Annotated in this window: 22 protein-coding genes; 2 read left to right on the top strand and 20 right to left on the bottom strand. The window is 37.9% G+C overall.

Annotation, left to right across the window (positions count from 1 at the left end):
* The first annotated feature begins 141 nt into the window (after positions 1-141).
* Entirely contained in the window at positions 142-3,444 is a 3,303-nt protein-coding gene (locus HPE63_RS16075; protein ID WP_188315330.1) for a glycoside hydrolase family 2 TIM barrel-domain containing protein, read from the top strand.
* 286 nt (positions 3,445-3,730) lie between these two features.
* Positions 3,731-5,188 carry a hypothetical protein gene (locus tag HPE63_RS16080; protein ID WP_188315331.1) on the top strand — a complete coding sequence of 486 codons (1,458 nt, stop codon included), beginning with the start codon at positions 3,731-3,733 and terminating at the stop codon, positions 5,186-5,188.
* A 272-nt stretch (positions 5,189-5,460) separates the two neighbouring features.
* Here HPE63_RS16080 and HPE63_RS16085 read toward each other — a convergent pair whose 3' ends face one another.
* The 20 genes from HPE63_RS16085 to HPE63_RS16180 form a co-directional block, all read right to left on the bottom strand.
* The gene (locus tag HPE63_RS16085; RefSeq protein ID WP_188315332.1) at positions 5,461-6,714 is read right to left on the bottom strand and encodes a mechanosensitive ion channel family protein; all 1,254 of its coding nucleotides are present in this window, start codon (positions 6,712-6,714) and stop codon (positions 5,461-5,463) included.
* A 43-nt stretch (positions 6,715-6,757) separates the two neighbouring features.
* Complete coding sequence (locus HPE63_RS16090) at positions 6,758-7,267, bottom strand: DUF3124 domain-containing protein (protein WP_188315333.1); 510 nt, start codon at positions 7,265-7,267, stop codon at positions 6,758-6,760.
* Positions 7,268-7,307: 40 nt separating this feature from the next.
* Positions 7,308-8,153 (bottom strand): universal stress protein, encoded by an 846-nt coding sequence (locus tag HPE63_RS16095; RefSeq protein WP_188315334.1) that lies wholly within the window; start codon positions 8,151-8,153, stop codon positions 7,308-7,310.
* Positions 8,154-8,171: 18 nt separating this feature from the next.
* Positions 8,172-8,564 (bottom strand): hypothetical protein, encoded by a 393-nt coding sequence (locus HPE63_RS16100; protein ID WP_188315335.1) that lies wholly within the window; start codon positions 8,562-8,564, stop codon positions 8,172-8,174.
* On the bottom strand, positions 8,561-8,980 hold the full coding sequence (locus tag HPE63_RS16105; protein WP_188315336.1) for a GreA/GreB family elongation factor: 420 nt from the start codon (positions 8,978-8,980) through the stop codon (positions 8,561-8,563). Before HPE63_RS16105 ends, HPE63_RS16100 begins: the two co-directional genes overlap by 4 nt.
* Positions 8,981-8,992: 12 nt before the next feature.
* Positions 8,993-10,285, bottom strand: coding sequence for a Glu/Leu/Phe/Val family dehydrogenase (locus HPE63_RS16110; RefSeq protein WP_188315337.1), 1,293 nt, complete (start codon positions 10,283-10,285; stop codon positions 8,993-8,995).
* 1 nt (position 10,286) lies between these two features.
* Positions 10,287-10,502 carry a hypothetical protein gene (locus HPE63_RS16115; RefSeq protein ID WP_188315338.1) on the bottom strand — a complete coding sequence of 72 codons (216 nt, stop codon included), beginning with the start codon at positions 10,500-10,502 and terminating at the stop codon, positions 10,287-10,289.
* Between the two features lie 36 nt (positions 10,503-10,538).
* Positions 10,539-11,162, bottom strand: coding sequence for an MCP four helix bundle domain-containing protein (locus HPE63_RS16120; protein ID WP_188315339.1), 624 nt, complete (start codon positions 11,160-11,162; stop codon positions 10,539-10,541).
* Between the two features lie 147 nt (positions 11,163-11,309).
* A complete protein-coding gene (locus HPE63_RS16125; RefSeq protein WP_188315340.1) occupies positions 11,310-11,675 on the bottom strand; it encodes a hypothetical protein in 366 nt (121 codons plus the stop codon).
* Between the two features lie 59 nt (positions 11,676-11,734).
* A complete protein-coding gene (locus tag HPE63_RS16130) occupies positions 11,735-12,154 on the bottom strand; it encodes a GreA/GreB family elongation factor (protein WP_188315341.1) in 420 nt (139 codons plus the stop codon).
* Positions 12,155-12,220: 66 nt separating this feature from the next.
* Positions 12,221-12,697 (bottom strand): GreA/GreB family elongation factor, encoded by a 477-nt coding sequence (locus tag HPE63_RS16135; protein ID WP_188315342.1) that lies wholly within the window; start codon positions 12,695-12,697, stop codon positions 12,221-12,223.
* Positions 12,660-12,863: a hypothetical protein gene (locus HPE63_RS16140; RefSeq protein ID WP_188315343.1), complete on the bottom strand. Its 204-nt coding sequence runs from the start codon at positions 12,861-12,863 to the stop codon at positions 12,660-12,662. Before HPE63_RS16140 ends, HPE63_RS16135 begins: the two co-directional genes overlap by 38 nt.
* A gap of 112 nt (positions 12,864-12,975) precedes the next feature.
* Positions 12,976-14,301 carry a sigma-54-dependent transcriptional regulator gene (locus tag HPE63_RS16145; protein ID WP_188315344.1) on the bottom strand — a complete coding sequence of 442 codons (1,326 nt, stop codon included), beginning with the start codon at positions 14,299-14,301 and terminating at the stop codon, positions 12,976-12,978.
* Positions 14,302-14,303: 2 nt separating this feature from the next.
* Complete coding sequence (locus HPE63_RS16150; RefSeq protein ID WP_188315345.1) at positions 14,304-15,392, bottom strand: sensor histidine kinase; 1,089 nt, start codon at positions 15,390-15,392, stop codon at positions 14,304-14,306.
* Positions 15,393-15,894: 502 nt separating this feature from the next.
* On the bottom strand, positions 15,895-17,085 hold the full coding sequence (locus tag HPE63_RS16155; RefSeq protein ID WP_188315346.1) for a site-specific integrase: 1,191 nt from the start codon (positions 17,083-17,085) through the stop codon (positions 15,895-15,897).
* Positions 17,086-17,691: 606 nt separating this feature from the next.
* Positions 17,692-19,254, bottom strand: coding sequence for a hypothetical protein (locus HPE63_RS16160; protein WP_188315347.1), 1,563 nt, complete (start codon positions 19,252-19,254; stop codon positions 17,692-17,694).
* A 1,608-nt stretch (positions 19,255-20,862) separates the two neighbouring features.
* The gene (locus HPE63_RS16165) at positions 20,863-22,119 is read right to left on the bottom strand and encodes a tyrosine-type recombinase/integrase (protein ID WP_188315348.1); all 1,257 of its coding nucleotides are present in this window, start codon (positions 22,117-22,119) and stop codon (positions 20,863-20,865) included.
* Between the two features lie 477 nt (positions 22,120-22,596).
* The gene (locus tag HPE63_RS16170; protein ID WP_188315349.1) at positions 22,597-23,361 is read right to left on the bottom strand and encodes a LytR/AlgR family response regulator transcription factor; all 765 of its coding nucleotides are present in this window, start codon (positions 23,359-23,361) and stop codon (positions 22,597-22,599) included.
* Positions 23,358-24,392 carry a sensor histidine kinase gene (locus HPE63_RS16175; protein ID WP_188315350.1) on the bottom strand — a complete coding sequence of 345 codons (1,035 nt, stop codon included), beginning with the start codon at positions 24,390-24,392 and terminating at the stop codon, positions 23,358-23,360. Before HPE63_RS16175 ends, HPE63_RS16170 begins: the two co-directional genes overlap by 4 nt.
* Before the next feature lie 135 nt (positions 24,393-24,527).
* The gene (locus HPE63_RS16180; RefSeq protein WP_188315351.1) at positions 24,528-25,034 is read right to left on the bottom strand and encodes a hypothetical protein; all 507 of its coding nucleotides are present in this window, start codon (positions 25,032-25,034) and stop codon (positions 24,528-24,530) included.
* Between the last annotated feature and the right edge of the window lie 350 nt (positions 25,035-25,384).

A 25,384-nucleotide genomic window follows, 5' to 3' on the forward strand; every position in this document is an offset into this window, starting at 1 on the left:
TGCAACGGTACATGATTGAGTGTATTTTGAGTGGAATAAACCGATCATTTAGGTAAACAATCCGACATGAAAAAGCCTGTAATTATAAGTTATTAAACACCACTTCTTTGAACTAATTTTAGCTACACTTAAATTTAAAAAATGATTAAACCAAAAGAAACTTTTAGCTTATTAGCACCATTTTTTTTACTAGCTATATCGCTTTACGGCCAACAGAAAAATCCTATTACAGATTACAAATACTTTATCGAAAATGAACAGGTCATTGGCGAGAATAAATTACCTGCACATGCATCGTTTACATCATTCTCAACTATTGAAGAACGGGAAACGGATAGTCCGGGATATTATAAATCCATAAATGGTACCTGGAAGTTTAATTGGGTCAGGAACCCTAAAGATCGTCCTTCTGCTTTTATGAATCCTGAATATGATGTTTCAAAATGGGATGACATCAAAGTTCCTTCCAATTGGGAGGTTGAAGGGTTTGGAATACCCATTTACGTAAACCATCAATATGAGTTTGCGGATTATAAAGCTCCCGTCGCCGACGATATGGAACTCGTAGGCAGAATTCCTAAAAATCCTGGGGATTTACCTAATGATTACAATCCCGTAGGCTCTTATGTAAAGGAATTCACATTGGATAAGGCCTGGGAAAGCAAAGAAATATTCTTGCATATAGGCGCAATGAAATCTGGTGGATTTGTATGGATAAATGGGGAATATGTTGGATATTCCCAAGGTAGTAAATTACCTGCCGAATTCAATATTACCAAAGCAATTAAGACCGGGAAGAATAGCATTGCATTACAAATCTTCCGCTGGACGGATGGTTCCTATTTAGAGTGTCAGGATTTTTGGCGCATCAGCGGTATAGAGCGCGACGTTTTTATGTATGCCCAACCGAAAGTTAGAATTCAAGATTTTGAAGTGACTTCAGTCTTGGATGATACATATAAGAATGGCAAGTTAACACTTGAATTAGAAGTGGAAAATCATCTTGTGAAAGATAGGACTGTCGTAATCTCCTATCAAGTGTTGGACAAAACAAATATTAGTGTAGCATCCAAGACAAAAACATTCAAAGTAGAAAAATCACAAAAGGCTTCGGTTGATTTTCAAATGACAATTCCAAATATTGAACCATGGAGCGCAGAACATCCGAATCTCTATACATTGGTATTAGAAACAAAAGATAATGAAGGTAAGTTACTCGAAACAACCGCAACCAAAATTGGCTTTCGCTCTATTGAGATCAAGAACGGATTACTGTTGGTAAACGGTCAGCGCATTACATTAAAAGGTGTAAATGCACAAGAGACCGATCCAGAGACAGGTCATGTGATGTCTGACGAATTGATAATGAAAGATATACGTCTTTGGAAAGAAAACAATATAAATGCTGTGCGTTTAAGCCATTATCCAAGAGGTAAACGGTTTTATGAGTTATGTGACATATACGGAATTTATGTAGTTGATGAAGCGAACATAGAATCCCATGGTATGTATTATGGTGAACATTCATTGGCCAGAAAAACAAATTGGGAAAAAGCGCATGTTGATAGGATGGTCCGTATGGTAAAACGGGACAGAAACCACCCATCGGTTATTATATGGTCCATGGGTAATGAAGCCGGAAACGGCATCAACTTTTTTAAAGGCTATGATGCGATTAAAACTAACGATAATAGTAAACGACCTGTACAGTATGAGCGCTCTTATAAGGATTATGACGCTAGTTTGTACGATATGGACACTAACACTGATATTATTGTTCCACAATACCCAAGTCCTGCCCGTTTTGAAGAAATAGGTAGATCTAGAACAGACAGGCCATTTATTCCCAGTGAGTATGCCCATGCCATGGGTAACAGTACAGGGAACTTTCAGGATTATTGGGATATTATTGAACAATATGATAATCTTCAAGGTGGTTTTATTTGGGACTGGGTAGATCAGTCAATATGGAAAACAAATGATAAAGGTGAGCGCTACTATGCTTACGGCGGTGATTATGGGGAAAATATGCCATCCGATTATAGTTTCCTTAATAATGGCATTGTATTTCCAGATCGTACGCCCCAACCAGCACTCTTTGAAGTGAAGAAAGCCCATGAATTCATCAACTTTAAGCATAAGGGTATAAACAAGCACAATGAATTAAGGATTCTTGTAGAAAATTTATATGATTTCACCAATCTTGATCAATTTGATTTTACCGCCAAGATCAAGGCAGATGGGAAAGTGTTAAAGACCATTTTACTTCAAAACATCGAGGTTGAAACACATACCGGAAAACTTGTTCGGGTTCCGTTAAAAGAAATCGATTTCAAAGAAAACACTGAATATTTTGTGGAAATATCGGCAAGAACAAAAGGGGCTTGGGGGCTTTTGCCTGTAGGATTTGAAGTCGCGCATGAACAAATACCCTTGCCAACCAAGTTCAAAAAGGCAAAAGCAAATCTTACATCCAAATCGACATTGTACGTCAATAACGTTGGAGGAATTGTTTCTGTTTATAACGATATTGTTAAGGTTGTTTTCAGTAAGAAAGAGGGTAGAATTACCTCCTATACCTACAAGGACAAAGAATTAATCAGGGATGGCAATGGTCCAAAACCAAATTTCTGGAGAGCGGTGACCGACAACGATTTTGGTAACCAAATGGAGGAGAAAAGCATTGGATGGAAAATCGCTTCAAATAACAGTACGGTCAACGATATAGTTATTTCTGAATTAAAAAATGGCAGTGTTTTGATGACGGTTTTTTATGGACTACCCGCAGTCGAAACAACATTTACTTCTAACTATACAATTCATGGTGATGGTGTTATTCAAATCAAAAACACATTGAACACCACTAGCTATGAAGGAGATATCCCTAGAATTGGGATGCGCTTACAATTACCAAAGACCTTTGATAACCTAAGTTATTTTGGAAGAGGTCCTTGGGAAAATTACCAAGACCGAAAAGCCTCAGCCTTTATTGATGTCTACAAGTCGAAAGTGACTGACCAATATGTGCCCTATATTCGTCCGCAAGATAATGGCTATAAAACTGATACAAGATGGTTGGCCCTTTCAGATGAAAATGTCACGGGTATATTATTTGTCTCTGAAACTGAAAAAGGAGTGGGGTTCAGTGCACTTCATATGATGAATGAAGATTTTGATACCACTGCTGGGATTGATTATAAATCGTCAAATAATAGTAAACATACGATTGATATAACGAAGAAGAATTTGGTACAACTCAATATTGATTTAGGGCAGCGGGGTGTTGGAGGGGACGATAGTTGGTATTCAAAACCACAGGAGCAATATTTATATAAGGGAAGTGAAAGGCATTCATACAGTTTTTATATGATTCCTTTTGAAAATGGGACTTTGGATAGGTTTATCGAGTTAGGTAAACAATACAGAACTCCAAACGATAATTAAAGCAAAGGCTCATATGAAGACATATATTACACTAAAAGCATATTTCCAGAGTTTGTTTTTACTGGTTTTATTTCCTGTAGTCTGGAAGTCAGAAAGGAATAAGCCAGCACCGTACTGCCCATTAGTCCACATTCCAATTAGGTTCATATGTTTGGAGGATTATTTGTTTGGTTTTCGCGACAGAGACCGTATCTTCAACAGAAGTAATCAGGCATGGTAAGGCCGGCGACAAATCCTAGAGATTGGAGAGGGCCATTGGATAAAGAGTATTAATACGCGCAATATTTTGATAAAGGGTAAAATAGAAATACACGACAAATTTTCGGTCATCATTGATGTAACTTACGATACGATTTCAAAAAAAAAGAAATCAAAATATACCACACTTACGTATCTGTTTCTCCCCGATAGTTTGAACATCAATGGCAAAACATATACCGGCGCTAAATTTTATAATGATGTACGACTTTTTTTAAAGTATGATACGCCGAATTATTCGTTGGAAGAGATAAGTAGTGGGGAACGGTTTTTACTAAATAACCTAGCAAAGAATACTAAAATATGTATTAAAAATAGCTCTAAAGAGAATCTATCCCGTTTTAAGAATCAGGTAAAAATGTTCGCAGCTACTTTTAGTAGTTTGCTTAGGGATGAAACTGATTCTTTTATAAAACGAAAGGAAATATCCAATGATGAGACCATCGCTTTTTTAGAAAAAATAAAACTGATTTTATCTGAATTCAGGGACATAGTCGTTTTACTGAAAAATACATCCCTAAAAGATGCTCACAAGAACGTTATGTTCTATGCGGATGAGCATATGAGCAACGTTGTGGAGTTAGAGCTCATGAAACTTTTCAATAGTTTTAAAAACAGAAAAATAGGGACAAATTCACTCGAATTGATTGTAGCCCTTATTGAATCTGAGCAAAAATATAAAAAGCAGAAAAATTACGTTTCACCCAAAGATAAAAATGTAAACCCCGAGGACCTCCTTTATAAAAGAAACAGGTTAAAAAAATACATTGAAAGCGTTTTCTTTTTGTATCAGGATATACGAAAAGACGGGGCCCTGTTCGAACAAACCGTATTGGCCCTTGCCGCAGGGCTTGCCATGGTCTTTTCAACCGCTGTTGCTTTTTATTATCAACAGCTTTATGGCAATTTCACTATGCCTTTTTTTATCGCCTTGGTAGTGGGTTATATGCTCAAAGACCGTATAAAAGGTTCGGTAAGTCAACTGTTCGTGAGTAAATCCCATAGTTTATTTTACGATTATAAAATAAAGGTCACCAATGCCTTCGATAATAAAATTGGTATCATAAAGGAAAAGTTTTCATTTGTACCCCTAAAAAAATTGGGCGCAAAGGTTAAAAAGCATCGACAAAAAGATATGGTCATAGGTATTTCCGAAAGATCCTTGAATGAGCAAATAATAGAATATAAAAAGAAAGTCACCATCTACCCGAAAAAGTTTGGCAACGACCTTACCGATGAAAATATTATCGGCCTAACCGATATTACCCGCCTTAATTTTCACAGATTCATACAGTATATGGATGATCCAAAAAAGGATTATATCTTAGTAAAGAAGGGCGAGGTGTATATGAAAGCTGCCAATAAGGTCTACAATATCAATATTATTCAAAAATACTATGCCGAGGAGGGTATTGAATTTAGTCGTTACCGCGTGATCATGAATAGAAATGGGATTAAACGAATAGAGAAGGTGGTGCTGGATTAAGGAACCCTATTCACTATGTATCTAATGTCTAGCGAGTTATTGTAAGTTCTGAAACGTTCCATAGAGTTTTGCTCCTTGGAACTTCAAAGACCTTTTGAAAGATAAAAACATTGGATAAGCTGTAAAGTTGGGCGTCCTTACCAGAATCAAACTGCAGTATTGCAATAACTTAAAAACAAAGTAAAATGAAAAAATCTATTACCTTCATTTGATGACATGTTTTTAAAAGTTATTATACATCTTTTTATAAGTTGTAGATTGAAGATGTACAGCTATGGATGGTACAATGCTTTTAAATTAGTGGGTAGTTCAAAAACCTCTAATTCAAAATAAGGCAGTGCGGCTAATAGATGATCAAAAACATCGGCCATGATGTATTCATAGTTTACCCATCGTTTGTCCGCACTAAAGGCATAAATCTCCAAAGGCAAACCCTGGGAGGTAGGGGCTAACTGGCGTACCATCAAGGTCATATCTTTGTTGACGGCTGGATGGTTTTCCAAATAAGAGCTCACATATTTTCTGAATACCCCGATGTTGGTCAAGTTTCTACCGTTTATTGCCAATGTTTTATCAACCACATTTTCAAGGTTGTACGAATTTATCTTTTCACTTCTAGTAATAAGATACGGTTTGATGAGTTGGATTTTTTTTAGGGATTCTATATATTCATCGGTCAAGAACCGGATACTTTTTTGACTGATGATCAGTGATCTTTTAACGCGCCTTCCACCAGAGTCTTGCATGCCGCGCCAGTTTTTGAACGAATCGGAAACAAGGGCATAGGTGGGGATTGTGGTAATGGTCTTGTCGAAGTTCTGCACCTTGACCGTGGCTAGGGTAATCCCGATTACATCGCCATCGGCACCATATTTATCAAAGGTGATCCAGTCCCCGATACGTACCATATCGTTGATGCTTACCTGTATGCTTGCAACAAGGCCCAAAATGGAATCTTTGAAGATCAAAATAACAACGGCAGAACCAGCACCTAGGGCGGTGAAATATTTCCAAACGGTAATTTCGGTTAGGATCGCGAATACAGTAAAGATGCCAACGATCCATGCGAAGATCATAAGGACCTGAACATAGCTATCCATCGGCTTGTCCTTGAATCTCGGAATTGTTTTTAAGTAGTCGTTGATGCTCTTAAAAAAGCTCTTGACCACAAAAAGAGTGAGTACCACAAATAGAATTTGAAGTATTTTCAAGGCTATCATTCCCCCGTAATCAAAACCAATAAACGCGAACGGGATAAACTCGAACAAAACCAACAATGGGATAATATGGGCCATATAGCGCGGCACCCTATTGACGACCAGGAAATTATCAAAATTGGTCCTGGATTTCCTGGCTAAGTTTACCGTAATTTTCCGTAGTATTTTCCAGATGATAAAATCGAGCAGCCAAGCTAAAATAAACGCGGCTACCAGTAAGGCTAGAAGGTTGAGGTAGGAGGCAAGACTTTCAGTAATTCCTATCTTTAACAGATAATCATATAAAATTCGGTTTAATCCGTTGTCCATTAGGTATGATGATTAATCGCTATATGCGAATAGCTTTTCTATGTTACTCTATTCTTTTCCCCTGTGTTGTAAAAGACAGGCCTTTTGAGCCATAGGTAGAAATCATGACGCCTTCAAATAACGGTTCAGTCGATGTCATTTTTATTTTCCAATCGAAAATAAAGTTGGCCCCAGCGACGCCTGTTTGGCCAACATCGTCGATAACGATTTCAACGGTTTCCAAGGGAGCAACATATATAGGTTTATCAAAATAAGTGTGTATCGGTTTAGCGTGGGTGTCATAATATTCTGCCTTTGTAATATACACGGTATCCTTTAAACCGATATTTCGAATGCTCGCCGTAACGGTTAGGTTATGTGTTTTATGTTCAGAAAGGCTATAAATCTGTGAATACACCGAAAGATATGTTTTACCCGATTCAAGCGAGTCCAATAGTGTGGAATGTACGGTTCTTTTTTCAAAATTTTCATGATGTGGTTCATTTGTTCCATAATGTTCTTCGCAGGAGCAAAACAAAACCAATAGAAAAAAAAGAATGATATTAGTCTTCATTAACATGACTTAAATGGGTTATTTTTAAATATGAGGATTCTTATCCGTGCAAAGCCAATACGGGTACATCCTTAAAATAGCCCAACTTACCCAAGGTGGGCTTACCGAAGCCCAATCTTTCCAAAAATGATGGTTTCTTGTCGATATAACTAATCATATTACTATGCCTGATCTCTACGAAAGAGCTCAATGCATCGGCCATCTTCAAATTGTGAAGTACGTTGAAACTAAGGTCAACATCCTTAAAATACTTTCGTAACCGTATCTTGTTATTTTTTTGTTGCAGGTTCAGGGAGCCATTATCCGTCAAACTAAGCACTTGTATGCTGGCACCTGTCATTATCGCGATCTCGGCCAGGTATTTGATTTCGGAAGTTTTGAAATCGGTGTTGAAATTCGTAGCCAGAACAATTTCTTCCGGCCGGTCGAAGGTTACATTTTTGGGCACTACCAGAACAGGACACTTTCGTACGTTCTCAATAACTGCCAAGGTATTCTTTCCATATCTACCTTCCCTTTCATTGGTCATACCCTTAGCACCCATGATGATCATATCGATCTGCATGTCCGCAACGAGATCTTTGACCGTATCTAAAAACAAAGTTGAGCGGGAGACGATATGAAACCGATGCTTCGGGTTATCGTTCTCAAAGGTCAACCTAACCATAATATCCCCCAGACTTTGCATGGAGCGCTTTTCCGAAAGCTTGTTAAATGCCTCGTCGGGATCCAATAAGGGAACACTGTCAAGACCATAAACATCTTTCGAATAGGTGTTCAGGATATAAAAATCACATTTATGATTCTCATAGAGTTTGATGCCATATTGAATAGCGTTCCACGAATTTTTAGAAAAATCGGTAGGCAATAATAGTTTTTTCCTCATGACTTTAAGGTTTTGATTTTAGCGTTTGGCTTCTAATAAAATGTTGGATAGCACTTTTAATTTTACATACCTAAATTTTTTTTTATGTGCTAGGTACAGATTGCGGTTTCTTTCATGCTTGCTCAGATAGAATGCATCACATTCGACCGTATCGCATTCGATCGCAACTTTAATAACACCTTCATATCGATACAATGTTCTTAAGTTTAAGACGTTCTCCCTTCGCAGGGTCTGTAGCTCTTGATACAAAACGGCATTGTTCAACATTCTATCCTCGATATCCAACAGATACTCCAATTCTTCGTTGATATATTCGAGATCGTCGGTCCAATTGCTGACCTCTGCCTTGTCTTTTTTTATCATAATACTACTGTCGGACTCATGGTTGTAAAATAATTTTGTTGCGTTCATAATATCATATTTGCATTAATGTATTTATTCTCTTGGTCCACTTTTTCAATAATCAATTTTTGTTCGCCTGATGGGAATTCCCATGTTATCGAATCTCCCTCGGCGTAGCCAATAACCGCTGCCCCCATAGGGGTTAGAATCGATACTTTGTTGTTTTTGACATCGCTGACGTTGGGCATGACCAATTTGAATTTTCTGTTCCATCCATTTTTCGAGGCGATGGTAATCGTCGAATTAAAGCGGATGACATCGTTGGGCATATCCGCTTCGTCGTATATTTTGGCGGCCTCCAGTTCGCCCACCAGTTTCTTGACCGATGTGCGCAAGGTGTCGTCCCTATAATATCCTGTTAGGTTCATGAACCGTTTAAGGAGAACATACTCCTTTTTTTCTATGACTAAACTTCCGTATTTCATGTTTGTTGATTTTTAAGGGAAAATTCCCCGTTGCACATATGCCTTCTCAAGACGCTCAATGGCGATAATGAATGCGGCGGTCCGCATATCCACTTTTCTGCTTTTTGCAGTTTCCATAACTTTGGAAAACGATTCTTTCAGTTTCTTCTCCAGTTTGGCCATGACCTCATCCAATTGCCAGATTTCGCCGTTACGGTTCTGTAGCCATTCGAAATAACTACCGATAACGCCACCGGAATTGCAAAGGATATCGGGAATGATTTCAATGCCTTTATTTAATAGAATTTTCTCCGCCTCCACATCGGTAGGCCCATTGGCCCCTTCGGCAATCAGATAGGCTTTTATGCGTTGTGCGTTTTCTGCGGTAATCTGATTACCCAACGCGGCTGGGACGATGATATCGCAATCCAAACCGAAAAATTCCGAACTTTCTATGGGTCGGGCATCGGCAAAACCGCCGATACTTCGGTTATTCGACTCTGAAAAGGCTAGAAGACCTTCCGCCGAAATACCGTTTTCATTGAGAATGGTTCCCGAGGCATCTTGAACGGCGGTCAAAACTGCACCTTCTTTTTCCAGGAAATGGGAAGTCCAGTACCCCACATTTCCAAAGCCTTGTACGATGAACTTTTTATCCTTTAGTTCAACATTCTTTCGTTCCGCCCAAAACTTGATGGTTAGAAATACCCCATAGCCCGTGGCCCGATCTCGTCCTTCCGAACCGCCTGCACCAATGGGTTTACCGGTAACCACGTGCATATTCGTAGAGCGTTCGGCAGGTGGTTTAGTGGACATATAGGTGTCCAATATCCACGCCATGGTTTGCGGATTGGTGTTCACATCTGGCGCGGGAATATCCAATTCAGGCCCGATGTTATCGCCCAAGGCATATGTAAATCGACGGGTTATCCTTTCCAGTTCGGTATCGGAATATTTTTTTGGATCCAACTGTATTCCCCCTTTTGCTCCGCCATAGGGCAAGCCAGCCAACGAAGTTTTCCAGGTCATCCACATGGCCAATGCCCTTGCGGCATCGATATCGACAGTCTCGTGATAACGTAGCCCTCCTTTATAGGGACCCAATGCATTGTTATGTTGAACGCGGTAGCCCGTAAAGACCTCTACTTCACCATTATCCATACGGACCGGAAAATGTACGACCAGTTCATTGTTGGTCACTTCCAATATTTTACGGATATTAGGATTGAGGGTGATGATATCGGCAGCATTATCGAACTGTCGCATTACGTTGTCCAACATCCCCTGTTTGGGCTGTTTTTTTGGTGAAGCTAATTTTGTTGTCATTTTATTTTATTAAAAGTTCTTTATTTTTATTTGCCTGCCTGCCGTAGGCAAGGTGGTCACTTGCCGTTTCTACTGAGACCATAACCATTGGTTCGTTATCCTTATCCAAGTGATGTACATATTCGCTACACGAGCTTATACTGCTCATATCCGTTGTCAACGAGCAATGAGGGGCATGCCTGCACGTTGAACATATACTCCGTTTATAATTTTTCATTTTTTTTAATTTATTTAACGTGGTCAAAAACTTTATTTAGCGTACTGCATGCATTGTTTTTACAGGATAGAAAATCAAGAACAATATGGCCACTCCTATAATGATCATAAAAGCGACTTCAAGTTTTGAGAGTAGAATGTTCATGCCCAGCGACTTGTTGGAAAGTTCCGTCAGTTGCTCGCTTTCCGAAAGTTGTATTTTGGCAAGGGCATCTAAATTTCGTTGCATCTCGTCCAGCGTTTTAAGGGCAACGATGCCCAAATCCGCTTCGATTTCATTGGAAGGTTGTACAATTTTGTCTTCTAGCTCTTGTAGTTTGGAAAATTGTCTGTTCAATTCGTTGAGAAGACTTGATTCTTTTTGGGTCAGTTTGGTTATTCCAAAATCGATGAGTAATAGTTGTGCTTTTTCATTTTCGGATGTAATGGTATTATCGTTATAGTTTTTAATCAACTTGAGTTTTTTGTTATGGAATATTGTGCTTAACTGGTAGATATAATCCTGAACCACCACACGATCTTTATATACAGAATTGACGGTAGTCTGAATCGTCGAAAAATGTCTTGAGTCCAATCGATTAGATCCCAAGACCAGAAGAAAAGCTATGGTCATTATTAAACCTATTTGTATACGTTGTGCTACTGAAAATTTTGTAAACATGTTTTCTGTTTTTCTCGATTATTTTTCTAATTGTTATTAGATGGGGCTATAATCCGTGGAAAAAAATCCACCCGGTCCTGGTCTTTTATTTATTTGAGCAAATCAAGATCTAATGAACCGGATGGATTGCAACAACCAATCAAAAAGTTATTTTTCGGCCTGTAATTCGCCAGACTGTATGGCTTGGTCAAAATCGGCCCCTATCACGGTATGGCTGCCAAAGAAACGCCCGCCGTCTTTGCGCTTGATCTTAACCTGTGTAGTACCGTCCTTCTTTTCCTTAATGGACGTTATCACAACCCTGTTGCCTTCCACAAGTTTGTAATTCGCTCGACCACCTCGTTTGATGATAAAATTTGGTCTGGGAAAATTTATGTGTTTGTACGTGTTCGTTTCAGGCTTTCCTATCTCGAAAACGTCGCCGACTTCGACATCGTTAGATACTGATTTTGCATTATCTTGTGCATTGAGCACACTTATTGAAAGTAAAAGGGCAAATACATACTTGAGCATAATTATATATTTAAGGTTAAAGAATTATTATATTTTTATGGTAAAATCTTTTTGAATGTCTATTCTGAAATATTCAATTCGATCTGTGTTCTAGATTGGACCACTTTTTCAATCTTCAACAACAGAACATTACCTGTGAGACCATACCTTATTGTGTCACCTTCTGAAAGTCCAACAACAGATGCGCCCAATGTGCTTATGACCGAGATTTTGTCATTTTTGATATTTTCCTCATAGGGCGGTACCAACTGTAAGGTTTCATGCCATCCACATGTACTGGACAATGTTACAGTGGAGTAAATTTGCACGATATCAGTAGGTATGTCATCCCGATCGACTATCAGCGCCTCGGACATATTATCTGTAAGGATATCCAAGGTGTTCTTATGAACATAATTCTCAAGCATCCCATTCATTTCTTGATAGTACTTTATCATCACAAAATTTTCCTTTTTAAATATTAGACTGCCGTATTTCATCTTCTCTTTCCTTTAATTTTTTATATTATTATCCCTTTTCTCTGTGTTCGTAGACAAAGCTCTATTCTATATTTTGGGAAGCATCTCATTCAAAACATCCTCAGATATATATTCCTTTATTTGGCCGTGGCTCTGCTCTACCTTTTCGATTAGCAATGGAATGGAACCTATGGGCGTTCCATAGTTAAACGTTTCGCCCTCTGAAAGACCGATAACGGATGCTCCCAAAGCACTCTGTACCGAAAGCCGATTCCTTTTAATATCCATTTCGTAAGGCAATACCATAAGAAAGGTTTGGCGCCATTCCGATGCGGAGGCTACTGTAACCCACGAATACAGACGAACGATATCTTCGGGCATATCCTCAAAATCCAAAAACGAAGCATCTTCCATTTTCTCTTCCAAAGTCTCCAACGCATCCTTATGGGAATAATCTTCGATCAAATGGTTCATATGCCGATGCTTAAGAATCATCTCATAGTCTTTTTTTGCCAAAACAAGACTATCATATTTCGTTGTCCTTTGTTTTATTAATTCGTTCATTTCTAGTTTTATTCCTGTCCTTTTTACCTCCAATATTTCCCAGACCATCCTTCTTTCTCAGATGGTTCTTGGCACTTTGGATCGAAGGAAAAAATAACAGCATTTTTTGATTTCTTAAGTTCCATTCATACAAGGCAAATGACATGCCCAAAAGAGTGGCTGACATGCCAAATATTTACAACTAATTGATATTCAATTAGTAATAAACGATTTAAAAAAGATGTGATAAAAACAAACTGGGGAGAATTTCCCCGGTCGGGGAGTTTTGAACCAGTTGATCAGTTCAGTTTATCGCGTAAGGTCTTACGGTCGATTTGGAGGATTTCGGCGGCTTTGGTCTTGTTGCCACCAACATTTGCAAGTACACGTTTTACATATTCTTTTTCCATTTCCCGAAGGGGAATAAAACCCGTAGCGGGAAAATCTATTTTATATTTTAAATTTTCCGGAAGGTCTTTAACATTGATGGTGCCATCGCACATGATGACCGCCCGTTGGATAATATTTTCCAATTCCCGAATATTTCCCGGCCAATGGTAGCGTTGTAAAACCTGTAGGGCATCGGGGGAAATCCTCATAAGGCGGTCTTTATATTCCACTCCATATTTTTGCACGAATTTATCGACCAATAGAGGAATATCCGATTTACGTTCCCGAAGTGGGGGCACATTGATTTCCACTACGGTCAGGCGATAGTAAAGATCTTCGCGGAAATCCTTTTTCTTAATATCTTCCAATAGGCTGCTATTTGTAGCGGCAATAATACGGATATCCACTTTTTCAGCCTTTCGGGAACCCACTTTTGTAATCTCCTTTTCTTGAAGGGCGCGGAGAAGCTTCATCTGAACGGAAAGGGGTGCCGTACCTATTTCGTCCAAAAAGAGGGTACCGCCTTGAGCAGCCTGAAAGAATCCGCTTCTGTTTTCGTTGGCACCGGTAAAGGCTCCTTTGGTATAACCAAAAAGTTCGGCCTCCAATAAATTTTCAGGAATGGCACCGCAGTGTACGGCTACAAATGGGGCACGTGAAAATTTGCCGGAATAATGGATGGCCCGCGCCACCAATTCCTTGCCCGTACCACTTTCACCCTGGATCAATACCGTAGCCTTGTTGTTCTTTACCCTATCGATGATGTCCATGATTTTTTGAAAAGCTTCCGATGCGCCGATCATATCGGCATAGCTATTGCTCGTAGTACTATCAATTATAGGTTGCCGTTTTTTTCTTTTTGAATCGCTCACTAAGGACTTTTGAACGGCTAGTTTCAGTTCGTCCTTGGTAAAGGGTTTGGTCAAGTAGTCCGTCGCACCTGATTTGATGACCTCTAAAGCACCATCCACCGAGGGATAACCGGTAATTACCAGCTTGGGCATTTCAGGGTAATGTTCATCGGCAAACTTTACTAACTGCAGTCCATCAACTTCGGGCATTTGAATATCGGTAATCAACAAGTCGATATAAGTGTCCTTTAAAATATATAAAGCTTCCTTGACCGAAACGGCCTTATAAGTATGATAGTCCATTGACTGTAGGTGGCGCTGCAACAATTCCAGAATATCGATATCGTCATCGACCAATAGTATATTTTCTTTTCGAAGTCCCATATCTACAATTTAGGTAAATCTATGGTAAAAATTGTTCCTTTCGGGGTATTTGAACTGTGCGAAATTGTTCCCTTATGGCTATTGATTATACCGTGCACAACGCTTAGACCGAGTCCGGAACCATCTCCCAAAGGTTTTGTTGTAAAAAAGGGTTCAAAAACCTTATCCTCATTTTCAGGGTCGATACCCGGGCCTTCATCGGCAATTCGAATCTGTATACTTTTACCATTACTATCAACTGCAACATGAATCTTTCCCGCTTTAGGGGAAAAATAGATGGCGTTCATAATCAGGTTGAAAAGAACTTGGGTCAATTGTACGGTATCTGCTCGGAGTTCGATTTTTTGTTCATTAAAAGACTTGATCAGTTTGATGTTTTTAGTCCGTAAAGAAGGACCAAGTAGCTTCAATACATTTTCAACCACTGGAATCAATGCTACAGACTTCATTTGCTGTGGCATTTCACAGGCGAAGAACATCAATTTTTTGACCACCTCACGACTGAAAATCGCATTATCCACAATTTTATCCAAATCCCTACTGGCTTTCGGGTCTGTTACCCTTTCTTTCAAAAGTTCGGTAAAACCCAAAATATTGGCTAATGGAGTATTGAGTTCATGTGCAATGCCTGCGGTGATCTCCCCTAATATATGTAAACGGTCTGCACGCTCCACTTGACGTTTAATGGCCGCTTCACTATCATGTACCTGCTTTCTTTCCAACAAGTTTCCAACAGCCAATGCTACGTTCTCCAATAACTTTTCCTCTTCCTCCAAAAAGTCGGCTTGTTCATATTTTTTCTTTGGATATCCTACTTTAATAAATCCTTCAAGTTTGTTGAAAACCTTAATATCGGATTTTATATAAATCATGTCAGCCTTGAATTCTTCGGTCTTGATGTCATAATCGCCACTTTTTAATGCCACCTCGGTATCATGCTCAAATTGCCATGCTTTTTTCAGACAATAGGCAATGGCTTCAAGGGAAGTTCCTAAAAGATCGTAATCGGAATTTACAATAATTGACGTGACCTCGTAAAGACAGGTAAGTTCTTTAATTCGTTCTTTTAATTTTGCTTCTGTGCTGACCATTTCAATCTTCTCATTGAATAAGTGAAGTTCTTAAAAATATGTTTGGAACGGAAATTTACTTTTGAAAATATTACTGCGTTTTACCTAACTCCTGCGGTAGTCGGGCAATCCATTCCCTACAATCCTCACACAGCGACCCTACATTGACCATTAATCAGAGATATTCGCGTTAAAGCTTTTTAGCCAAGGTACAATAGTCCTATTTTCATCTTTTTTAAAAGTTTTGTTAATTAACCTTTTATGGAACTCGGTTTAGCTAATTCTAAGTGTTCAGTTAGTTTCTAGGCAATACCGGAAGCACTTATCTTTTCTTTCATTCCGCAGGCTACATTCCCTGAAAAATAAGAGCTTTCGATTCCTCGCCATACAGGGTGTGATTGATCAACCAATTGTTTTGAATTAAATATTATCGATCACAACCAGTATTGGTTGCCAACTCTTTATCCCAGATTTAGTTCAACCATCACTAAGAAAAAGGTGAAGGAATGTTTTTCTACGGCCATCACCATAGGAGTACTTCCACAGCCTCATCCAATACTTCTGCGCCAAACTCACGGACATAGGCCTTAGTGGTTAATACACTTTGGTGGCCAAGCGTCTCTCCAATAACATCAATACTAACCCCTTTTTCACGGAGGCACATGGCAAAACTATGCCTAGCCACATAACTAGTCACATTTTTGGTTATACCCGCTTTCTCGGCTAGTATTTTTAAGCTTTTATTGTAAAGTCCAAGTGTTTTGTGTTTTCGATTTTCAATTTGAGTAGGGGTCATACGGTCATTTAACAAAATCGGGAAGACGTAGTTGGTATCCGTTCTGTTCTGATTATAATAATCAAGGATTTCTTTGACTGGAGGTACAATCTTTATGGAAAAATTCCCTTGGGTTTTAGCCCTTGCGTAAGTGATTCGCTTATTGGAAATATCAGACCATGTTAAACGCATCATATCCGCAAAATTCATACCTCTTGTATAGAAGCTGAATAAAAAATAGTTCTTTGCATTAATAAGTTGAATATCCTCCCCACAATCCAAAGTCTTGAATGTTTCGATTTCTGCCAAATTCAAAGCGTGTTTTATTCTCTTTCCTTTAAGCTTCGAGATTTTATATTTATGAAAAGGATAAATATGTTGCTTTATCAAGTCCCTTCGGACAGCAAGGTTGAAAATGGTGCGAAGACTTCGCATGCGCACTGAGATACCTCCATTAGAACCACCTCGACTTCTAAGAAATACCTCGTACTTATCGAGAAATGTGACATTGATTTCCCGCATATATAAGATAGGCTTCTTGTGAAATAGTTTTAATGAATTTATAGTGTCTTTATTTGTACGGGCATAACCCGTTCTTCCCGAAATTTCTAGATCATTGACTACTGAAGTCCAAAAGGAAAATAAATCGATTTTACTTCTTTTTGAACCGAAACGGAAGCGATGCTCAAATTCCTGTAGAGTAAAATCGACATCGTCAATGTTAAAATCGGAAATTATATTTCGAGCTTTAATTTTTAAAGTATCCAACAATCGATTATTCTGCATTGCATTGGGGTGTCTGGTCTTAAAACAATGTTCGTTTTCATCCCAAAGCTCATTTTTTACAGATAAACCTGTGGAAAGAATTTTTTTCCGACGGTCTTTTAGCACTTGTAAAACGATGGAATGTTCGCCTTCAGCGTTAGCTTTTTTCTTCAATTTTAATTTAATACTTACCATGCTTTTTTCTTGAGGGGTGAAACATAGGTGAAACAAATTGCACCTTTTTTGAAAACGCATGAAAACAAGTAAAAACAAAAACCCAATAAATACAAGGGTTTCCAGAGATTGAAGAAAAATGCAAACAAATGAAAAGACAAATATTCGCGCTTACAAGCAGGGGGTCACTGGTTCGAATCCAGTAGGGCCCACTTAGTAAACATAGGCCTTCACAGATGTGAAGGCCTATGTCGTTTTTCCGCAATGCACAGTTTGTGCACACTTTTGAAGTTTTCTCGATATTTCTTTAAAATTTAACATTTGTTGCTCTTAATTGAATCAAGTTGAGCTTCGTTATTCTTATTTAGGGGTATATTTTCCTACTTTTAAGTTTACAAATATATAACCAATTAATGGCCTTATTTCAAACTTCCTTACTTTAGAACTATCTTAAACAATTAGATGAAAAATTCAAAAGGTACCGGTAAAATGAATCGATTAATTAAAACATTCGACGACCAATAAATGGGTAAGAATATTAAAATAAAAAAGATGCTCCCTAATGAAGCATCTTTTTTTAAATGGATTTATTCAATTGACGTATTTTTACTTATGATTTTTAAGCCAATTACGTAAAGGACTCCAAACAAGTTGATCTGCATCATAACCCAACCAAAGATCGGAATGACTATAACCAGGTACAATATGATTTGTTATGTCTGTGCTTGCTGTTAAACTACTCGAAAAAATGCCAGCTTCTCCTGTAGCTATTTCTGAACCAATATAAAGAATCGGTAGTGATATTTCGCCAAGATGATCATCAAAAGTAACATCTCTCGTCGGGCAACCGCATGCACTTACTTCATAAAATATTTGCATTGGCCAATAGGGAGCAATGTTTACAGTCTGTCTAATAAATCTAAAAGGGTCTGTATAGAAAAACTCGTCTTGGTTACCAGCACAGAAAACCTGAGAGGTATTAGCCATAAAAAACTGCAAGTTGGTTAAACTGCTATTAAATTGTGAAGGATCATTAGGCGCATTAAGAGTTAAATTAGCAAATGCCATAAAACCAGCTCCCCTATCGTCTTGATATTGAGGACTGTTTAGAAGATACTCCTTATAATCTGCATCACTGCAGGCAGTTGCTTGTAAACTTTCATTATCATATTTAAACGCATAATCTACAGGAATAATACCTTTTATATCGCGTCTAAACCAATGTTGCTGGGTTTCTCTATCAGCTGCTCCATAGACAATTTGTACTCCATAACTGAACCCTAAAAGGTTCATACGCGAAAATCCTTGACGTGTTAAACCACGGATCAATCTAGCAATAGACATGGCGGTTAAAGCATGGTCAATATCTTTTTCGATTCCCCAGCCTTGCATAAACGAGAAGTCTGTAGTTTCCAAAGGAACCATATTCCAGCCCATATCAATTCCCCAAACATCAATATCATTTGAGGCTAAATAAAAAGATGATGAGGTTTTTGCATCAATGGTTTCAGCTCCAGCGGTTAAGAACACGTCATCGAAATCCTGTATGGCACCATGCACCATAAAAACATGACCTTTAGTGCGAACCGGTTTATAGGCACGACTTTCCCGAACAACACGATGGATACGGACTACATCAAATTCACCTGGACCCATGACAACCTCAAACTGATAGTGCGCAATACCGCCACCGAGATCTTCTCTTGTCATATTGTTAAGGCAACTACTTTTTCCACTATTGAAAGATTTATTTTGAAGATTATCAAACCCGCTTTGATCATAGAGATTAATAATTTCAATGTTGCTTTTCTCAGCATTTTTAATTATCAGATCATCCGGCGTTAAACCAAGACCTATTAATTTTAAATCGAGTTTATCGATTGATATTTCCTCCTGGTAATTGCCAGGTTCAATATAAATGACACTTCCAGATTTGGCTGCATCTACCACATCCTGAATGGATTCATCCTGCTGCACAAATAGAATTTCTGATCCTAAATCTAGTTGGCTTAATAAATCTTGCCAAGGAAGTGATTCTTCGATGGAAACCGAATCTTCAAGATATAATTCATCTGAAATTGGTTTTTCACAGCTGTAAAAGAGTACAATGATCACACTCGAAAGGATTGTGATCATAAAAAATCTGAATAGTGACTTTAAAGTTTTCATGATTTTTAAATTATATGTTAATATTTATATTATTCCTATGGTCTTGATATAGTAAATTTTTTCATCTTGCTAATATTTTCGTTAGATTTTAGGTTTATAACTCGTTCAAATAGGTTTTATTAGGTTGTTTTTTCATTATGACTTAAGCAAATGCAACCAATCTTAAATTAAAGTTAGAATTCGTTATTTACTTTATACATGATCTTCGTCATACTAAATTTGTTAACGAAAAATGTATTGCAAAATTGGATTAGATTTAATCAGTTAATTATGTTTTAGTGTTTTGTTAATGTTAAATACTGAAGCTAAAAAATATAAATTGGCCTAATAGGGTTTTGGTAAAACAATAGAGGATAGGAGCGTTAAAATTTTTTGGTGGATAGCACTACATATTGGTGATTTACACAATGTTTTAAAGAGTTCCAGCTGTCCTTATGGTTAAAATTGACCCTAAAATATACCGAGTGTGCTGTGATTGTTTCCGAAGTTATCTTAAAGCCTTGATTTTACAAGCAGTTCTTTCCCTGTGCTTTTATGAAAAGTTCGAAGAAGCAAGAGGTTAAACCGCTTGGTAGATGTCATTAATCCTAATCTATAGTTATTCAATTAATTACATTATTTAATATTGATTTTTATTTCCATATTTAAAGTAAATAGTCTGGTAGCCCTTATATTATGCCAAACTTTTAGAGAAAAAATTAATTCAAGATGTGTCTTTGTTGCCACAAAGACATTCTTGCTTTGCTCCCGATGGTTGCAAAGGAAAAATCCGTTAAGAGTGAATTTCTTCACTCCAAAAACTGAAAAGCGAGCGAAACCAAGTGAAGTGCTACAAGGCAAAATCCTTACCAAACTAATCTGCTTGTGAGGAAAACCGATTAATTCTGAGCAAGTATGATCTGTAAGTGCAATTTGAACATAAAGAACACCTTGACGGCAATAATGATGTCCACCACATCATAGCTGGACATGCTTTTAATATTCTATGGAATCATCCATCATTATCGACGTCCTTTATAAGTATTTATAGTAAGTTTTTTCAATGTTCAGTGAGGTTCCCAGCGTATTTACAGTAAATATTTATTGACTTTTGACCAACAGGTACATAAAATAATTCATCTAAACCATTGATATTCAGTGGACTGAATATTTAATCAAACCCTGTAACACCGGCTTGCCGTGTTACCGTCTTGCTATTCCCCTTCGCCCCGTAGGGCGAATTCAGAATACCTTTCCTAAAAGGTAAAGGTTTCATAGAAATGAAATGGTCAAAATGGGAATTTTGGGAGTTGTTGGGATTCAAATTTGAAGGGATTTGGACAGAACATGGAAATCCTTGAACATCCCTCAAAAGATGTTCTAGGATCGGGTTTGTGGTGGAAGTTGAAAATTCGTTCGCTTGTCGGACTGGAAATAACCCGTAGGGTTATTCTATTTCGACAATGCCACGAACAGCTTAGCAATTGCACCCTATCCGATTTTTGTTTCACGCTTATCTTTCCGAACACTACAAAAACCGGACAGGAACCCCGTGCAAGGTTAGTTTTGGTAAGATTTGGGGATGATTTTGCACTATAATGTAACTATAACTTAATGAAAGGCCATATACTAGGCGACAATACGTTCGTTGGCCTCATCCAAAGTGTTGTTGTCAAAACGCTTTAAATAAATTTCAGTGGTCTTTAGTGAACTATGACCCAGACCCTCACTTATAATGGCCGTTGAAATTCCCATATATTTGGCAATGGTTGCCCATGAATGACGAATTGAATAAGTAGTGAAATGTTGTTCAATTCCAGCATCCGATGCAATAACCTTAAGCCTTTCGTTGACCCTTCTCCTTATAGTTTTATACTTTTCATATTTAGCCGTGCTACCGTCATAATTGGCAGGAAATAGAAAATCATTGTCTTCCTTGTCCCCTAAGTAATGTTTTAGAATTTCCTTCAACTCGGTGGTCAACTTGACCGATAAAGGATCGCCTGTTTTACTTCGTCCGTAAAATATTCTTTCCAAGCGGACATTTGACTTTTTAAGTTTCACTAGATCTATTAAATTCATTCCTCGACAATTGAACATAACAAGCGCATAGTTTTTAGTATGCCACAAAGCGGACCCTTTTTCGTAGTTCAATTTTCGAATATTCAGAAAGTCCTCTTTTGAAATCGCTCTTTTCTTGGTCTGGTTCGATGAGGGAATCTTGTAACGATGAAAGGGATTTTTGGCGACTTCGATTCTGTCCTCGTTGATCGCTGCGTTATAAATTGCACGAATCGCTCTCAGAACCGAACTTATGCTGTTTGGTTTCACCCCTTCCGACTCTTTATGTACCTGGTAATCCTTAAGCATTGTTACATTAAGTTGGTCCAACCTGATATCCCGGTTATTATTGAATTTTATAAATGCTTTTATCCCACTGAGATACCATTGAGCTGAGCTTGGCTTATTTGTCTTAAGTTTCCTATCGATAATTACTTGGCCCCAATCTTTTAACATTAAACCATTGGACATTTTACTTTTAAGTTCCGGACTTATCCGGTCCTCCCACTTTTTTTTGATTTCCTTGACCAATGTTTCTACATCCATATATTGTATAGCATCCCCTAGCTCGTTTATTAAGCTTCGAGCCATGTGAAGTTTGTCGTATAGAATTTGATTGATTTTTGTAATGTCCAGATTCTTATTGACAAAAACCGAACGTTTTAGACAAAATGAAATGGAATCCCATCCTTTTTTTGAAGTTTCGTATGGTAATCGAATAATTCTTGGCTTATTATGAAACACACGTAATGCAATTGGGAAAAGTTCCGAAATTGCATTTTTCGATGATTTTCTTGTGTCCAATATGAGCCTAACTTTAGCCATTTTTAGGTGCTTAATCTACCTCAAGTTAGGAATAAAAATGCACACTTTGTGCACACTTTTGTTTGCATTCAAATGAATTCATTTGAATGCAAATTGTATTAAATATCTGTTAATCAGAATATTAGAGTGATTTTTGATTTTGTTAAAAGTGTTAAATTGAGGACTTACAAGCAGGGGGTCACTGGTTCGAATCCAGTAGGGCCCACATCAAGCACAATCCCGATGGAGTTTACTCCATCGGGATTTTTGTTTTCAACGTGTTTGAAGTTTATTTCACAAGAATACGGAAAACAAAAATCCCAGTATGCGCTAAAGCGCATCGGGATTGTATTTGAAGAAGCGATTTACCAATGGATATGCAATCCAGTTTTAAGCTTTGGAAGGGAATAGAAAAATAAGCTGCACAGAAGTGCAGTATGATTTTTTATTCCATTCGTACATTCTTTGCTTTTTGTCGCTTTCATGGTTAACCACGGATCAGGAATTCATCCACGTCTTGAAATCGGTCGCTTTGGCCTTGCTGACCATAATCCGTTCGTTACAAACCGGGTGAACATTTACGATCAGTTTACCATTGAAATGGAACTTGATGTTTTCAATGGCATCTCGGTGTACGATATATTGCCTGTTGACCCTATAGAAAATACCGGGATCCAATTCATTTTCCAAATCCTCCAATTTAAGGTCCATAGGGTAGGAGTGATTGTCAAAAGTAATGCTCTTAACAATACCGGTATCTATTTTAAAATAGGCTATTTTTTCTACCTTCAAAGGTGTTAATTGATCCCGTTGGTTTGCCAAAAAAGTGGTTTTATAGGTCTTGGTCTTGGTCTGTATCAGATTCAGCAAGCCTTGAACCTGGTGGTCCGAAATTCCTTGTTGTTCTTGGAATTGATCCTTATACTGGGCAACGGCCTTCGTCAGTTCGTCTTCATCAATTGGTTTTAATAAATAATCGATACTGTTCACCTTAAAGGCCTTTAGGGCATATTGGTCATAGGCCGTAGTGAATATCACTGGGGTATTGATCGAAACTTGGTCGAAGATTTCAAAAGATAATCCATCTGCAAGATGGATATCCATGAACACAAGGTCTATTTCCTGTGGGTTTGAAAAAAACTTTACGGCAGTGCGAACTGAATCCAACACCTTAATAATTTGGGTTCCAGGAGCTATTTTCTGGAGTTGATAGGTAAGGTTGTCGCTTGCTGCTAGTTCGTCTTCAACAATAACCACTTTCATGTATTTTGCTTTAAGGGAAGTTCAACCATAAATATATTGTTTTTCTTGTGAATCGAAATTTTGTTCTTTTTCAATAAAGCATACCGTTTCTCGAGATTCTGAAGACCATAACCACTATTTTCGGAAAGGGTTGTTCTGGGTTGAATTTGGTTTTGTACAACTAAGGAGCCATCCTTGGTATACACTTCCACCTTTAAGGGATTGGTTTCAGAAATCTCATTGTGTTTTACGGCATTTTCAACCAAAATCTGCAGGGCCAATGGAGGTATCTTTTCATTGAGGTACTTATCCTCGATATGAATATCGATTTGAAACCTGTCCCGATATCTTGTCTGGATCAAATAGGTGTAGCTCTCAAGGAATTTTAATTCCTCTTTCAAAGAGACCAAATCACTATCACTGCTTTGAAGGATATAGCGGTACATGTAAGACAATTTTTTCACGAATAGTGTGGCTTTCTCGTTGTCGCGGACCAATGATATCAAGGAATTCAAGGAGTTGAACAAAAAATGGGGGTCTATTTGGTTTTTTAAGGCGCTTAGCTCGTTTTGCAGGTTTTGTTGTTTTAGGCGTTCGTTCTCGACGATGCTTTCATTTTGGTCGGTTTGAAGCCTTAAAATCTTAGCAATAAAGAAAAGAACCAAGAGCAGTATGGAATATCTGAAAAACATGTATCCCATATCTTCCCGTGTCAAAGCAGTTTCATCGATAAAGGAGTGAAAAAATTTCCAAAGTTCAATAATTCCGAATAATATACCGATATTGATAATAATGGAGGCAATCAATCGTATTCCGGGTTTCCAGTTGATTTTTGTATAGGCTACATTGGCAGTCAATTGTAAATTCATCCAGGAAAACAAAAAGAGGAAACCAAGTCTTAAGAAAAAGTCCGCTACCCAAATTCCTGAGAAATCCATTTTGCCGGCACTAACCATATTGTATAAATGGATGTTTCTCGGAAGGGAAACCAATATAGCGAGGAGTAGGGAAATTTTGAGAATTCCAGATGATTTTACTGGTTTTCTGGTCATATCATATATTATTTATGAATATTAAATGTACGATAAAATGGAAGCTAGATGTATTCCTTAACGATAAATGGACCTCCAATTTCCTTGAAAGCCCATTTTGCCATAGGTACCCCAACTGTTTTCAGCATTACTACATTAAAGTACTTCGATTTGATTTTCATTATAGGGGTTGAAACCTTTAGGAAGATAGTCTGCCGTGTCGAACCCAAGATCAATTTCATCTTCTGACTCAATATATAGGATGTCTTCTACGTTCAAGACAGTACTTGAGTAAGCGTTAAATTCATTTGGCAGGTACATTGCGGTATTGAAGTCGAGTTCGATTTCCTCTTCTTCCTCAACGTAAATGATGTCTTCCAAATCAAATATCATTCCTTGATAAGGATTGAAATCTTCCGGTAGATAATCGGCTGTATCAAATCCTAGATCCACGGTTTCGGTATCCTCAATATACATCAGGTCTTCGATGTTAACGTTTTGAGCTTGAGCCTGTAGACTTAGATTTTCTTCAAATTGCGGATACAAGTCCGTAATAATGGATGATTCGTCATCTTCTGAATTAGGACACTTAGTTGACCCTGTAAAGGACACGATCACGGTGCTTAAGAGTACGATTCCGAATAGTAATTTTACTTTTTTCATGATATTGTTATTTTGTCGTTTAAATTTATTTATCTTAATTCTTACACAAATATAGACCGGAAGTTACCCTCAGATTGTTTGTTTTTAACCGAAACGACCAAATTGTCGAGTGAAACGACCAAAAGGAAGGGTGAAGTAAATTTGAAGCTTAACGAATTTGCTGTAATTAAGGTCTTTCCGATATAATATGCACTAGAATCCGAAGTCAAATTGACTTAATAGGTTGTAAATCAAGTCATCGTTCATCTATGCATTTAAACCATATTTCGTAACGATGAACAGAAATGTTTTGCAACTAAGGCGTAAAACTCTAACTTTAAGGATGTATAGTGATTATATGCCTTATTCAT

The sequence above is a fragment of the Maribacter arenosus genome (assembly GCF_014610845.1).
In the GTDB taxonomy this organism is placed as follows: Bacteria; Bacteroidota; Bacteroidia; order Flavobacteriales; family Flavobacteriaceae; genus Maribacter_A; species Maribacter_A arenosus.